Raw genomic sequence first — 14,660 nt, forward strand, 5'->3', positions numbered from 1 at the left:
AGGCCAAGCAAAAAAATATGAAAGACGAAAGATTGCTGGAAATGCGCGTCTTCAAGGCGGTGGTCGAGGCCGGCGGCTTCACCGCCGCGGCGAACATGCTGGGAGTGAGCCAACCTTTTGTGAGCCAGAGCGTCAACAGCCTGGAGCGCAGGCTCGGCGTGCAACTGCTGCATCGTTCGACGCGCACGCAGCGGCTGACCAATGAAGGCGAACGTTTTCTTTCGTCCTGCAACGACATTCTCGATAGCCTGGAAGAGGCGGAGGCGCAGGTCCGATCGAGCGAGCCGACCGGCAATCTGCGCATCAGCGCGCCTCACGCGTTCGGCATGGATCAGCTCGTGCCCGCGTTGCCCGGTTTTCTGTCGGTCTATCCGAAGTTGTGCGTGCATTTTTCGCTGTCGGATTCCAACGTCAACCTGATCGAGGATAACTTCGATGTCGCCGTCCGCATGGGCCGGCTGCAAGATTCCTCCTTACGCAGCCGCAAGCTGTGCGATCTGCAACGAATCGTCGTGGCTTCTCCGGGCTATCTCGCCGCGCATGGTCAACCCGTGACGCCGCTCGGCCTTTCCCGGCACGCCTGTCTGACCTGGGAGTCGCCGCGCGAGCACCTGAACCAGTGGCCGTTCACGATCAACGGCAGTCCTGAGCGGGTGGCGGTGCAGGGCAGTTTCCGCAGCACCGACGGCACAACCCTGTTTCAGCTCTGCGTGGCGGGTGTGGGCATCATGCGGCTCGCGGAACATCTGGCGTTGCCAGCAATCCGCCGAGGCGATCTGGTGCCGCTTCTCCAGGACTATCAGGCCAAGGACGACACCGCGATCCACGTCGTCTATCTGCCCGAGCGGCAACTGGTGCCGCGCATCCGCGCCTTCATCGATTACTTTGTCGATGTGTTTCGCGAGCCGCCCTGGCAAAAGCCCCAGGCATGAGTGCATGCCGGCGATTTATATGCCGGCGCAATAAATCCTATTGTCCGGCGCGTCTAGATCGGGGATAGCTGTTTCTTTATTGTGAGCGCACTTCATCACCGCTTACCCAGGAGACAGCATGAGCACAGGAACAATCGACATCGATCCGCGCCAGGCCGAACTGCGCCGCACGGTTTCACATCCTTCGAATCATTCGATCTATCGGCCCAAGCAGGCCGGGCTGAAGTTTCCCGAGCTGCCCGACTTCTCGTCTTTCGCCGAGGAGCGCCAGCACCGCAAGGAACGGCTCGTCGCCGCATGCCGCGCTTTTGCGCTGCACAACCTGGACTACGGCTTTGCCGGCCACCTCACCGTGCGCGATCCCGAGTTTCCGGAACTGTACTGGACCAATCCGATGGCCGTGCATTTCTCCCAGGTGAAGCTCTCGAACCTGATACTCGCCGACCATAACGGCAAGGTCGTCGAAGGCACGTACGCGCTGAACCGCGCCGGCTTCGTGCTGCATGCCGCCGTGCATGACGCGAACCCCGACATCGTTGCCATGTGCCATGCGCATACCGTCTACGGCACCGCATTCGCGGCGCTCGGCCGTCCGCTGGACCCGATCACGCAGGACGCCGCGGCCTTCTACGAAGACCATGTCGTGATCAAGGACGAAGCCGGCGCAGTTGCCGTCGAGGAAAAGGCCGGACTCTCGGTGGCCGACTACTTCAAGGACGTCAAGGCGGCGATTCACCAGAATCACGGCCTGCTGACGGTAAGCCGCCACAGCATCGAAGCCGCCGCGTTCTGGTTCATCGCGCTGGAACGCTGCTGCCAGCAGCAGTTGCTGGTCGAGGCCACCGGCATCAAGCCCGTCATGGTGCCGGAGCACAGCTCGCGCTATAGCCATGATCACGTTGGCAGCGAATACATCGGCTGGCTGCATTTCCAGCCCATTTTCGACCAGCTCGTGCAGACGAGCCCCGACATGTTCGACTGAACGGCCAGCATAGGCCGTCGAATACACAACAGGCACAAGCAGCCGCGCCGGCGCAGCCACGAGGCGCGCCGGCGATGATTCAAAGGAGACAGCGATGTTGAAAAGCGCTTACGGCGATGTCGTCACACCCACCAATGTCGAGGACCGGACCTATGCCAAGGTGGCATGGCGACTGGTCCCGTTCCTCTTTCTCTGCTACGTGTTCGCTTATCTGGACCGGGTCAACGTAGGGTTTGCCAAGCTGCAGATGCTGACGGACCTCAAGTTCAGCGAGACCACTTACGGCCTCGGCGCGGGCATTTTCTTCATCGGCTATTTCATCTTCGAAGTGCCGAGCAACATTGCGCTCCACCGTTTCGGCGCGCGCAAATGGATCGCCCGCATCATGCTGAGCTGGGGTCTGCTTTCCGGCGCGATGATTTTCGTGAAGACGCCGACCACCTTCTACGTGCTGCGCTTTTTTCTCGGCGTGGCCGAGGCGGGCTTCTTTCCCGGCATCATCCTTTACCTGACCTACTGGTTTCCGTCCTCGCGCCGCGCCAAGATCACCGCGATGTTCATGACGGGGATTCCCATTGCCGGCGTGATCGGCGGTCCGCTGTCGGGCTGGATTCTGAACAGCTTCACCGGCATGGGCGGTCTGGCAGGCTGGCGCTGGCTGTTCCTGCTCGAAGCGCTGCCTTCGATCATCGGCGGTATTGCCGTGCTGCTTTACCTCGACGACAAGATCAGCGCGGCGAAATGGCTGACCGCTGAAGAAAAGTCGCTGCTGGAGAAGGGGCTCGCGAACGAGGCCGAACATATCGAGGTGCATAGCGCGGGCGGTGCGTTCACCAACAAGCGCGTGTGGGTGCTGTGCCTTTGCTACTTCGGCATCATCATGGGCCTTTACGGGATCGGCTTCTGGCTTCCCACGCTCATCAAGGCCTCCGGCGTCACCGACGCTCTGAATGTCGGCCTGCTGACGATGATCCCCTACGGCGCGGCGGCCATCGCGATGGTGCTGCTCGGGCGCAGTTCCGACCGAAGCAAGGAGCGGCGCTGGCACGTGGCCTTGCCGGCCGTGATCGGCGCCGTGGGCCTTGCGGCGAGCACGCTGGTGGCGCACAACGTCGCGTTTGCTGTCGTGTCCCTGACGGTCGCGACGATCGGCATTCTCGGCGCGCTGTGCCAGTTCTGGGCGATCCCGCCGGCGTTCCTCGGCGGCGTGGCAGCGGCCGCGGGCATCGCGCTCATCAATTCGGTCGGCAACCTGGCGGGCTTTGTCAGCCCTTATCTGGTCGGCTGGATCAAGGACATGACGCACAGCACCGACGTGGGCCTGTATTGCGTGGCGGCGTCGTTGCTGGTGGCGGCGGCCATCGTGCTGACCATGCCCAAAAACGTGGTCAACCGCTAGAAATCAGGTTCCGCCACCCGCTTTCGTTCCGGCGGGTGGCCGGCATTGCGGCTGCGGCGTTTCCCGGCACGCGGAAGTCCGTTTCCCGGGGAGCAGCCCGCTACGCGCAGGCCTTGACATCGGCGGCGTGGTCTCGCGCTTGCCTGCGCTGCTTCTGATCTCTCCCATGACGCACGGCCGCGAAGCCGGCTGTGCCCCCGCGTGGCACTTCGCCTGGTGGCGCTCTCCCCGTGCCCGCTCACTCCCTCTTTTATTGCAACAGTGCGCTTTCGCTGTTCGTCGGCGCGTCGTGCCGCTCCCGCGCCTCCTCCGCGTTGACCCGCCGCGCTCCGAGAAAAGTTTGAAAAGGAACGGCTAGTTAATCGTTTTCTCAACTGTGCCGGCGGAAAGATTATTATGCGTTTCACACGGATTTCATTTTAACGGCCATGCCATTTACCGATGATTGCGCCGTTCACAGGTAACCTTCGCACTGCGGCAAATAGTAACGAGCCGTAATAGATTCGAATCTGTTTCAAAAATGAAGCATTTCGGTGCGCATTTTCTACTGCTCCGCGAACGCCGATGCAGTAAGTCTTGCGATCTGTGCGCGGCCGCACGGTGCGCCGCCCGGAGGCCTGTGCAGGCGGCCTCCGGGCTTACCCGGCATTGCGCTGCGTCAAAATGTCTTTGTGTTTGGAATGAAAGCGATATCAATAAAAAGCACTTGCCCTCTCTAATTCGGATTGTTAATCTGATCGCGTTTTAGAAGGCTCTCTCAGTCAGTCTTGGTCGATAGACGGCGCAACGACTTAAATATCGCTAACGGTTCCGTAGAGGATTGAAAATGCTGCCCGCTACCATTGACGCACTCGCACCGCCTCCCGCCCGTTTCAGTATCGGCGACGTCGTTACCTTGAAAGAAGGCGGTCCGCGCATGACCGTGACGTACGCGGGACCGGTGGCGCTCAATCCCGGCGAGTGGCTGATCTGCGAATGGTTCGACGACCGCGGCGAGTTGCGCCGCGAAATGTTCGCGCCTTCCAACGTGCGCGCCGAGCCGCGCTCCATTCCCGCGGGCTCGGTTCAGTGGAATCGCTTCGGCCGCGCGGCATAAGCCGGGCCGTCTTCACACGCCTCAATCCTGCCTATTTCTGCGAGCGGTCCCGCGCTGTGCTGCGCTTTTGCACGCGCTGCAGCAGCGCGGAAGAAAACGCCCGCATTCGCAACACTTTCCCTTTTTCCATCACGTCGCCCGCGAGGTTCTGCGGCGGGTTCGGCTGCAACGACCAGTAAAGCGCGAGCAGCCAGCCCAGCACGGTCCAGCCAAGACACGCGTTGAAGAGCGCGAGTGTCAGCACGTCGACGCGTTTGCGTCGATCGGCCAGTATCGCCGGCAGGAAATATAACGCCAGCGCCAGCACCACGGCGATGATCTGAACGACAGTGCTGTCATTCATTGCCGCCTCCCGTCACGGGCCGGCTCGTGGGCCGGCGCATCTGCCAACTGACCCGCGAACCGGTCTGCGAAGTCATCTTTCCATTGTCGCGCGATTGTTTGCCGCGTGCAGCCCGAATGAAAGCGCCTCTCGCGCGGCGAGGCAATGCGTCGATCGAACCGCGAGGACTTCAGCGCGTCGGGCATCAGGACTATCATGTCCGTCTCGGCTGTACGAAGCCCGAACGAAAAACTGAACGAAATCCGAACGACACCCGTACGCAACCCGTACGCAACGGTTAAGGACCGCCATCATGATCTCCGACGACACCACTCAGCAGGCCCAACGCCTCAACCCCGACGCGCTACGCGAGTTCGTCGACCGCAAATGGAACGACGAGATCGTGCCCGCGCTGACGGACTACATCGCGGTGCCGGCCAAGAGCCCCGCGTTCGACCCCGAGTGGGTGAAACACGGTTACCTTGAGCGCGTGATCACCGACGCCGCGCAATGGGTCGAGCAGCAGCCCGTGCGCGGCCTGAAGCTCGAAGTAGTGCGCTTGCCGGGCCGCACGCCGGTCATCTTCTTCGAGACGCCGGCCACGCGTTCCGGCAGCGACGAAACCATCGTGCTGTACGGGCACCTCGACAAGCAGCCGGAATTCGACGGCTGGCGCAACGACCTCGGCCCGTGGACGCCGAAACTCGAAAACGACAAGCTCTATGGCCGTGGCGGCGCCGACGACGGCTACGCGATCTACGCGAGCATTACCGCGCTCGCGGCGCTGGACGCGCAAGGCATCGAGCGCCCGCGCTGTGTCGGCCTGATCGAAACCTGCGAGGAGTCGGGCAGCTACGACCTGCTTCCTTACGTCGACGCATTGCGCGAGCGGCTCGGCAATGTGGGGCTCGTCGTGTGCCTCGATTCGGGCGCGGGCAATTACGATCAGTTGTGGCTCACCACGTCGCTGCGCGGCCTGGTCGCGGGCGACCTGGAAGTGCAGGTGCTGGACGAAGGCATTCACTCGGGCGGATATGGCGGCATTGCGCCGTCGAGCTTCCGCATCATGCGGCAACTGTTCGACCGTCTCGAAGACGCCGCCAACGGCACGCTGCTGCCGAAGGGCTTCCACAGTCCGATCCCGGCCGAGCGTTTGCGCGAAGCAGAAGCCACCGCGCACATTCTCGGCGACGACGTCTGGAAGAAACTGCCGTGGGCGTGCGGTCAGGACGGCCGTCAGGTACTGCCCACCACGACCGACCCGAAAGAGGCCTTGCTCAATTCGACGTGGCGTCCGTCGCTTTCCGTGACGGGCGCCGCGGGCTTGCCCGCGCTCGCCGACGCCGGCAACGTGCTGCGCCCGCGCACCGCGTTCAAGCTGTCGCTGCGGCTGCCGCCGCTCATCGAAGCGGACAAGGCGGTCGCGGAACTGAAGGCGCTGCTCGAACTCGATCCGCCGTACAACGCGAAGGTGACGTTCAAGCCCGACGCGGGCGCGGCGAGCGGCTGGAGCGCGCCCGATCTCGCGCCGTGGCTCGCCACCGCGTTGAACGACGCGTCGCGCGAACACTACGGCGCCGACGTCGCGTATATGGGGCAGGGCGGCACGATCCCGCTGATGAACGTGCTGAAGGCGGGTTTTCCGAAGTCGCAGTTCATGGTGTGCGGCGTGTTGGGGCCGAAGTCGAACGCCCACGGACCGAATGAATTCCTGCACGTGCCGTATGGCAAGAAGCTCACGTCCGCGGTGGCGCAGGTGATTGCCGCCGCGCCCTGAATGCGGCTCGGCATGCCGCGTTGAATGTTGCCTTGAGCGTGCGCCCGATTCGAATCGCCGGAACGGGCCCGCTCAATCCACCGCACCGACGCCACGCTTCGGCGGAATTGATGTAAATCGCATATTCCGTCTGTTGGCCCACGAATAAAAGATCTATTCGCCAGGTGGTAATTCCCACTGCCTTGTCGAATTGGACCTTATTTCTTTTTCTTTCGAATTAGTCACGCGCTCAGCGCTTTGCCCGCCCGCAATTGGTTTGCCAGCGGGCGCGCGCGTTTGCGGCCGCTCACCGTCGCGATGCCCGTCCATTAGGGCGTCCGCATGTCCTTGTTCCGATCTGTTCGTTAGCCCGCTCCCATACCAATCCGGTCTGTTTTAGGCTCGCATTGCAATATCAGTGTTTAACCTAAAAAAGGACCGATCAAAATGAATCTGCATAATCATCAGGCCTGCCGCCCGTTCCTCGAAGCGGGCAATCTGTCCCAACTCTGCGCTTACTATGAAGAAGGCCGCAATGTCATGTGGATGATGTTGCGCGCGCAACCGCGTCCCTGTTTCAATCTGGACCTGGTGCACGACATTCTCGGGCTCGCCCAGGCCGCGCGCGATTCCGGTTTGCCGATCGACTTCTGGGTGACGGGTTCGCTGATTCCGAACATCTACAACGTCGGCGGCGATCTCGATTTTTTCGCCGAGGCGATCCGCTCCGGCAAGCGCCATGAGCTGATGGCGTACGCGCGCGCCTGTGTCGATTGCGTTCACGCGGCGGCGCGCGGCTTCGACACCGGCGCGATTTCGATTGCGATGGTCGAGGGCACGGCGCTCGGCGGCGGCTTCGAAGCCGCGCTGGCGCATCACTTCGTGCTCGCGCAATCGGACGCGCGCATGGGCTTTCCGGAGATCGCGTTCAACCTGTTTCCCGGCATGGGCGGCTATTCGCTCGTGGCGCGCAAGGGCGGCATGCGTCTCGCCGAGGAGCTGATCGGCGTCGGCGAATCGCACACGGCGGAATGGCATAGAGACAAAGGGCTCGTCGATCGGCTGTTCGAACCCGGCGACGCCTATGTGGCGACGCGCACTTTCATGGACACGCTCAGGCCGAAAATGAACGGCATTCGCGCGATGCTGCGCGCGCGCCAGCGCGTGTTGCAACTGCCGCGCGCCGAGCTGATGGAAATCACCGAGGATTGGGTGGACGCCGCCTTCATGCTCGAAGAGAAAGATCTCGCGTTCATGGAGCGGCTCGTGATGCTGCAAAACCGCCGCACGTCGAATCTGCGGCAGGCGACCGCGAGTGCGGCCCATTTCGGCTGACTCGATGCTGATGCGGCGCGGGCGCGCGGGTTGCGCGAGCGAAGCTCAGGCGATCAGCCTGAGCTTCTGCCTGTCCTTCAGCCAGCGCTCGAATTCCGCGGCGGGCATGGGGTGCGCGTACAGATAGCCCTGCACGTATTCGACACCCAGCCCCTTCATGAAGGTTTCTTCCGACTCGGTTTCGATGCCTTCGGCGACCACCTTGAAATCGAGTTCCTGCGCGACCGCGACCATCGAGCGCACGAGCGCCTGCGCTTTTTTGTCGGCGTTGATGGAGCGCACGAAGCTGCGGTCGAGCTTGATGACGTCGAGTGGAATGCGGCCCAATTGCGACAGCGACGAATAGCCGGTGCCGAAATCGTCGAGATGCACCTGCGCGCCGAGCTGGCGGAACTGCTTGATCAGATCGATCGCTGCGGCTTCGTCTTCGATCAGGCAGCTTTCGGTGAGCTCGACGTCGATCAGGCAGGGATCGAGATTGGCCTGCTGCAGCGCTTCGGTGAAATGCCGGACCACGGCGGTGTCGACCAGTTGCCGCGCCGAGACATTGATGGCGATGCGCAGGTTATAGCCGTCCGCTTTCCATTGGGCGGCCTGTTTCGCGGCCGTTTCCATGACCCAGCGGCCGAGCACGCCGATCAGGCCGGACTCTTCGGCATAACGGATGAACTCCGCCGGCATGATCTGCCCGCGCTCCGGCGAGTTCCAGCGCACCAGCGCTTCCACGCCTTGCACCGCGCCGTTCGAGAGCAGCAGCTTGGGCTGATAGTGCAGCGTCAGTTGGCCTTCTTCGAGCCCGCGCCGCAGATTCGTGTCGAGCCACATGTACTCGGCGACCTTGCGGTTCATGTCCTCCGAGAACACGCGATGCGTGCGCTTGCCTTCGTCTTTCGCGACGTACATCGCGGTATCGGCGGCGCGGATCAGCGACTCCATGTTGTCGCCGTGTTCCGGGCAGCGCGCGATACCGATCGAGCAACCCGTATAGACCTCGACGAGCCCGAGGCTGAACGGCGTGCGCATGCGCTCCAGAATGCGTTGCGCGGTGGCTTCCAGTTCGTGCGCGGCGCCGTGGGCCGCGAGCACGATGAACTCGTCGCCGCCGAGCCGCGCGAGCGTGTCGCCTTCGTTCAGACACAGGGCGATCGCCGCCGAGACGTCGCTGATCAGGCGGTCGCCGAACACGTGGCCGTAGTGATCGTTGACCTTCTTGAAGTTGTCGAGATCGAGAAAGAGAATGCCCACCGATTCGCCGGGCGCGGCTTCTTCGAGCGCGCTGCGGATCTTGTCCTGAATCGCGTTGCGATTGGCGAGACCGGTGAGCGAGTCGGTGTTCGCGAGTTGCGTGAGGCGATCCTGCGCGAGCCGCTCTTCGGTGATGTCGGTGCCCGAGCAGATCAGATACTGTTCGTCGACGCCGCTGCCGCTCTGCACGAACTTGTTGCGAAACAGGAAGAGCCGTTCGCCGAGCAGCGTCTTGACGCGCCGCTCGACTTCATACGACACGCCGCGATTGAAGAAGCCCGCAATGTTCTGACTCGACGCCGCGCCGTCTTCCGAGGACATGAAAAGCGCCCACACGTTGCGCCCGATGATGTTCTCTTCCTTCACGCCGGTGAGTTCTTCGGCGAGACGATTGAAGCGCTGAATCCGGCCATGCCGGTCGACAATGACCACGACCGAATTCACTTCGGAGACGACCTGTTCGGCAAACGACAAGCCGTTCATCAGATCGCGCGCAACGGATTGCGTGTCGTCGTACGCGGACGCGGTGCCGGCCCAACTGCAGCTATTGATTTTCCTGCCGACAAGATGCAGCCGCAGCGCCTCGCCGAACAGCAGCACGTCGAGAACGAGATGTGAGGTGATGCCCGTGAGGCCGCGGATTTGCGCGGCCTGTTGCGGGTTAAGCGCAATGGCGGCATTGGCCGGCGCGTCGCCGGTGACTGCCGTCAGTTCGAGCGCATTGCTGTCGCTCGACAGACGCCAGCAAGGGCTGCTCGTGCCGAACTGCGCATAAAGCACCTGCTCGTGTTGGTCGTCGATCATAGAATCCCCGGGCGGTATGCCGTTTCGGCCTGGTGGCGGATGACGGCAGACAGTCTTCATCATACTTAAAGACTGGCCCATTGTAGCGAAGCGGCTCGAATTCGGGCCATAAAGATCAGGAGAAAGAACGGATGACCGCAAACGCCGCGCGTGCTTCGAGCCTTCATGCATGAACCCGCAAAAGAGGGCGCGATAAAGTGGCCCGATGGGTCACTCTTTACGCATACGCCGCGCTAGAACCGGCGCGTGAGCCAGCTGCGCGCGCGTTCGCGTTCGACGGGATTCGCTTCGACCGACGCCTCGAACCAGAACGCGCCCGCCACGAGCGTCGCGGCCACCATGCCGTCGCGATACAGAATGCGGTTGCCCGCCACAGCTGGCACGCGTTCGCCCACGAGCAACGTGCCAGCGAGATTGAGCGGATCGGTTGCGCCCACGCAGACAAAAGCACCATCGTTCGCATGACGCCGAACTTCGCGCAGCAACGGAATCGCTTCGGGCAACGCGAACTGCTCGCCGGCCAGTCCGTTCACGAAACGTCCGCCGCGAATCACGCCGCGCGCTTCGAGCCGCTGATAGACGCGCAGCAGATCGCGCCAGGGCGGCAGCCAGTCGGCTTCCCGCGCGAGCAGCCGCCAGAACACGACGCCGTAGCGGCGCAGCAGCGTCATCGCGACGTGTTCGAGAATCTCGGGCGGCAACTGGCGACGCTGCGACGGCGGCGTGTTCTGCCTGGCGGCCGTCTCCACACTGCCGTTCGCCGACGCGCGCCGGTTGACGAGCGCCCAGCGTCCCGCGTCGTCCATGCCGCCGATCAACGCGGTGGACCGCGCGCGGCGGCTGCCCGCATGCGCATTGCGTTTCGCCGCCGGTTTCAGCAGCGCGCGCAAGCCCGCGAAGCTGTCCGAATTGACGAGGCCCGCCGCCACCAGTTCGCCGAGCGCATTCTCCAGTTCGATACGCAACACGCGAAGTTCGTGCAGCAATTCGTCGAAGAACATCGCGCCGTGTTCCAGCAGCGCGTCATGAACCGACTGCGCGCGCGCCGACAATTCCGTTTGCCTCGACGAATCGATCAGCGCGCTCCACACGCGGACCTGCGCGCGCGGCAACAGCACGATCGGCGTGCTGCGCACCGGCCCGGCGGCGCTGCGCGAACGCTCCGTGAGCCGCGTCCAGACGATCTTGCCGGCGCGGCATAGTTCGTCGAGCGAACTATTCGTGTAGGCCTTCACGCGGGCGGGAAGAATGTCTTCTTCCCAGGCGCTGGCCGCGGCCTCGAAACCTTCCATCTGATCGAGCACGGCGGCGAGCGCGTCGCGTCCCTCGCTGCGCGTGTCCGGCGTCAAGTGCTGCCATTCGAACAGAAAGCGCATGAAATCGTGCCGTTCCACCGGCTCGATTTCGCGGCGCAGGCGCTTGACGGTGTAGCGGTGTATCCGCGCGAGCAGGTGTCGTTCGCACCATTCTTCGTCGCTGGTTTGCGGCGTGAAGCGGCCGCGCATCACGTAGCCTTCCGCTTCGAGGCGGCCAAGCGCCTGTTCGACCGATGCCGGCGGCAGTCCGAGCGCGTGCGCAATCGCGCCGGCGGGCAGCGGGCCGAAACCCGTCAGGCGCGCGCGCAATACGTCGATGAGCGCGTCGTCAAAGGTCCATGCGTCGGCGTAGCCTTTCGGCGCGGCGAGCGCCGGCGTGAAGCTCGCGCCGTTGCGAGCGGGATAGAGCGCGTCGAAACAGGTCAGGCGTTCGGCGGGCAGCCACAACGCTGCATGACCGGCGATCTGCAAACGCGTTGCGCGACCGGATTGTGCGAGCGACGCAAGCCATTCGGGCCAGCTTTCGTTGCTCTGCGCTTCGGCCTCGGTAATGCACGCGAGCCCCGTCAGCGCCTCGTGCATTTCGTCGACGCCGCGCGCCTGCGGCCACGCTTGCTCGCGCACGCTGGCGATCGCGTCGGCATCGAGCGCGCCGAGGTCGTCCGCGCTTGCCGGATCGGTCCAGCGGCGATTCAGCACGGCTTGCGTGCGGCGCTCCTCGATCGGCGCGTCGTCGAGATAGGCGTAGGGCTTGGCGTTCAGGATTTCGGCGGCGAGCGGCGAGGGCGCTGGCAGATCGCGCGCGACGAGCCGCACGTCGCCGCTTTCGATACGGCGCAGCAGCGCGATCCAGCGCTCGCTGTCCATCGCGTCGTGCAGGCAGTCGTCGACGGTTTGATCGACCAGCGGATGACGCGGCAATTCCCGCTCGCCGACCACATTCTCCAGACACGCCGCCTGTTCCGGGAACACGCTCGTCAGCAGATCCTCGCTGCGCATGCGCTGCAATTGCGGCGCCGTTTTGCGCCCGCCGGTATAGCGCGGCAGGCCGAGCGCGGTGGTCGCGTTCCAGCGCCAGCGCACGCCGAAAAGCGGCGCGTCGAGCAGTGCCTGGATCAGCAGATGCTCGGCGCTGTTCGAATGCAGATAGCGCCACACTTCGTCCAGCACGAACGAGTGGCTGCCGGTCAGCGACAGCACGATCGCGTCCTCGGTCGCGGCGGCTTGCAGTTCGAAATTGAAGGTGCGGCAAAAACGCTTGCGCAGCGCGAGGCCCCACGCGCGGTTCACGCGGCTGCCGAACGGCGCGTGAATCACGAGTTGCGTGCCGCCGGATTCGTCGAAGAAACGCTCCATGACGAGCGTGTCTTGCGTCGGCAGAACGCCGAGCGCGGAGCGCGCCCGCGCGAGATAGTCGACGATCTGCCGCGCGCAGGCTTCGTCAAGACCGGGTTCCGCGATGAGCCAGTCGATCGCGCGTTCGAGCCGCGCGGGCATGGGGTTGGATGGCGCGCTTGCGGTTGCGTTTTCGGTTGCATTCTCGGCTGCATTGCCAGCCGCGCCTTCAGTTGTGGACGCGCGGGGCGCGTTCGCGTTGACCAGCGCAGCGGGCTCGTCCGCAGCAAGCAGACGCGCGATCTGCTCGCGCAGGCGCGCCACGCCGAACGACAGCTCGTCGCTGCGCCCCGGCGCCTCGCCGAGCCAGAACGGAATATTGGGCGGCTGGCCTTGCGCATCCTCGACCCGCACGCGCCCGCTTTCGATCCGCAAAATCCGGTACGACGCGTTGCCGAGCTGGAACACGTCGCCGGCCAGACTTTCGACCGCGAAGTCTTCGTTGACGGTGCCGATGTTGAGCGCCTGCGGTTCGAGCACCACCGCGTAGTCGGCGTTCTCGGGGATCGTGCCGCCCGACGTGACCGCGACCAGCTTGCCGCCGCGCCGTCCGCGCAACGTGCCGCTCACCACATCGCGATGAATGTACGCGGCGCGCGGCCCGTTGCGGCTCGTGTAACCCTCGGCGAGCATGCACAGCACCGCGTCGTATTGCTCGCGCGCGAGGTCCGCATAGGGCGCGGCGCGCCGCATCAGGTCGAACAGCGCGTCTTCGCTCCATTCGGCGCTCGACACTTCGGCGACGATCTGCTGCGCGAGCACATCGAGCGGCGCGCGCGGAATGCGCAGCGCGTCGAGTTCGCCGCGCCGCACGCAATCGAGCAGCGCCGCGCATTCGATCAGGTCGTCGCGCGAGGTCGGGAAAAGCCGCCCTTTGGGCATGCCGCCGACGTGGTGGCCGGAGCGCCCCACGCGCTGCAGGAAGGGCGCGATCGCGCGCGGCGAACCCAGCTGGCAGACCAGATCGACGTCGCCGATATCGATGCCCAGTTCCAGCGAAGCCGTGGCGATCAGCACGCGCAATGCGCCGCGCTTGAGCCGCTGTTCGGCGTCGAAACGATGCTCGCGGGCGAGGCTGCCGTGATGCGCCGCGACCGCGTCCTTGCCGAGGCGCTCGGTCAGATGACGCGCGGCGCGCTCGGCCATGCGTCGCGTGTTCACGAAGATGAGCGTCGTGCGATGCAGCGCGACCAGTTCCGCGAGCCGGTCGTACACGCGTTCCCAGACTTCGTTCGGCATCACGGCTTCGAGCGGCACCGGCGGAATTTCCAGCGCGAGATCGCGTTCGCGGATGTGGCCCACATCGACGATCGCGCAGTCGGCGGGCGTATCGCTGTCGAGGCTCGCGCCGCCCACCAGGAAGCGCGCCACTGCGCTCACGGGTTTTTGCGTCGCGGACAGGCCGATTCGCGGCAGGCGCCGCTGGCAGAGCGCATCGAGCCGCTCCAGACTAAGCGCGAGATGGCTGCCGCGCTTGCTGCCGGCGAGCGCGTGAATTTCGTCGACGATCACCCTGCGCACGGTGGCCAGCATGCGCCTGCCGGAATCCGAGCCGAGCAGCACGTAGAGCGATTCGGGCGTCGTCACGAGAATATGCGGCGCGCGCTTTTTCAGCGCGTTGCGTTCCTGCTGCGTGGTGTCGCCGGTGCGCACGGCGGTGCGAATGTCGAGCGGCGGCAGCCCGCGCGCCTCCAGTTCGGCCGCAATGCCTTGCAGCGGCATTTGCAGGTTCAGGCGGATGTCGTTCGACAGCGCCTTGAGCGGCGACACGTAGACCACCAGCGTTTCGTCGGGCAATGCGCCGTGGTTCGCGAGACCTTCGTGGACCAGGTCGTCGAGCGCGGACAGAAACGCCGTGAGCGTCTTGCCGGAGCCGGTCGGCGCGGCGACGAGCGTGGAGCGGCCATCGCGAATCTGCGGCCACGCGGCGGCCTGCGCGTCGGTCGGCGCGGCGAACGTCCTGAGGAACCAGTCAGCGACCGCGGGATGAAAATCCGCCAGCGCGCCGTCCGGCGCTGGCGGAGCCGTGTCGGCGAGAGTGGCGGTCGGGGTGGCTGAGTTCATGCGTGGGTAGATGG

At 64.3% G+C, this 14,660-nt stretch carries 9 protein-coding genes; 6 read left to right on the forward strand and 3 right to left on the reverse strand.

All coding sequences use genetic code 11. From position 1 onward, the window contains the following. Window positions 1–17 precede the first annotated feature (17 nt). The 4 genes from VOM14_RS11950 to VOM14_RS11965 all read left to right on the forward strand — a co-directional run bounded on the left by VOM14_RS11950 (window position 18) and on the right by VOM14_RS11965 (window position 4,409). On the forward strand, window positions 18–932 hold the full coding sequence (locus tag VOM14_RS11950) for a LysR family transcriptional regulator (RefSeq protein WP_327628898.1): 915 nt from the start codon (window positions 18–20) through the stop codon (window positions 930–932). 118 nt (window positions 933–1,050) lie between these two features. Further along, entirely contained in the window at window positions 1,051–1,914 is an 864-nt protein-coding gene (locus VOM14_RS11955; protein WP_327628899.1) for a class II aldolase/adducin family protein, read from the forward strand. 94 nt (window positions 1,915–2,008) lie between these two features. Next, window positions 2,009–3,313 carry an MFS transporter gene (locus tag VOM14_RS11960; RefSeq protein ID WP_327628900.1) on the forward strand — a complete coding sequence of 435 codons (1,305 nt, stop codon included), beginning with the start codon at window positions 2,009–2,011 and terminating at the stop codon, window positions 3,311–3,313. A gap of 826 nt (window positions 3,314–4,139) precedes the next feature. Further along, window positions 4,140–4,409 (forward strand): YodC family protein, encoded by a 270-nt coding sequence (locus VOM14_RS11965; RefSeq protein ID WP_327628901.1) that lies wholly within the window; start codon window positions 4,140–4,142, stop codon window positions 4,407–4,409. A 31-nt stretch (window positions 4,410–4,440) separates the two neighbouring features. On the opposite strand, the gene VOM14_RS11970 is transcribed toward VOM14_RS11965, so the two are convergent. Continuing rightward, a complete protein-coding gene (locus VOM14_RS11970) occupies window positions 4,441–4,752 on the reverse strand; it encodes a superinfection immunity protein (RefSeq protein ID WP_327628902.1) in 312 nt (103 codons plus the stop codon). Window positions 4,753–5,044: 292 nt separating this feature from the next. On the opposite strand from VOM14_RS11970, the gene VOM14_RS11975 reads away from it, so the two are divergent. Both VOM14_RS11975 and VOM14_RS11980 read left to right on the forward strand, forming a co-directional pair. After that, a complete protein-coding gene (locus VOM14_RS11975) occupies window positions 5,045–6,508 on the forward strand; it encodes a M20 family metallopeptidase (RefSeq protein ID WP_327628903.1) in 1,464 nt (487 codons plus the stop codon). Between the two features lie 426 nt (window positions 6,509–6,934). Further along, window positions 6,935–7,822 (forward strand): crotonase/enoyl-CoA hydratase family protein, encoded by an 888-nt coding sequence (locus VOM14_RS11980; protein ID WP_327628904.1) that lies wholly within the window; start codon window positions 6,935–6,937, stop codon window positions 7,820–7,822. Window positions 7,823–7,867: 45 nt separating this feature from the next. Here the strand turns inward: VOM14_RS11980 and pdeR are convergent, their stop codons facing one another. Together pdeR and VOM14_RS11990 are read right to left on the reverse strand one after the other, a co-directional pair. Beyond that, window positions 7,868–9,871, reverse strand: coding sequence for a cyclic di-GMP phosphodiesterase (gene pdeR / locus VOM14_RS11985; protein ID WP_327628905.1), 2,004 nt, complete (start codon window positions 9,869–9,871; stop codon window positions 7,868–7,870). Between the two features lie 233 nt (window positions 9,872–10,104). Next, the gene (locus VOM14_RS11990) at window positions 10,105–14,646 is read right to left on the reverse strand and encodes a DEAD/DEAH box helicase (protein ID WP_327628906.1); all 4,542 of its coding nucleotides are present in this window, start codon (window positions 14,644–14,646) and stop codon (window positions 10,105–10,107) included. Window positions 14,647–14,660 lie beyond the last annotated feature (14 nt).

It is taken from the genome of Paraburkholderia sp. MPAMCS5, assembly GCF_036016995.1.
Taxonomy (GTDB): domain Bacteria; phylum Pseudomonadota; class Gammaproteobacteria; order Burkholderiales; family Burkholderiaceae; genus Paraburkholderia.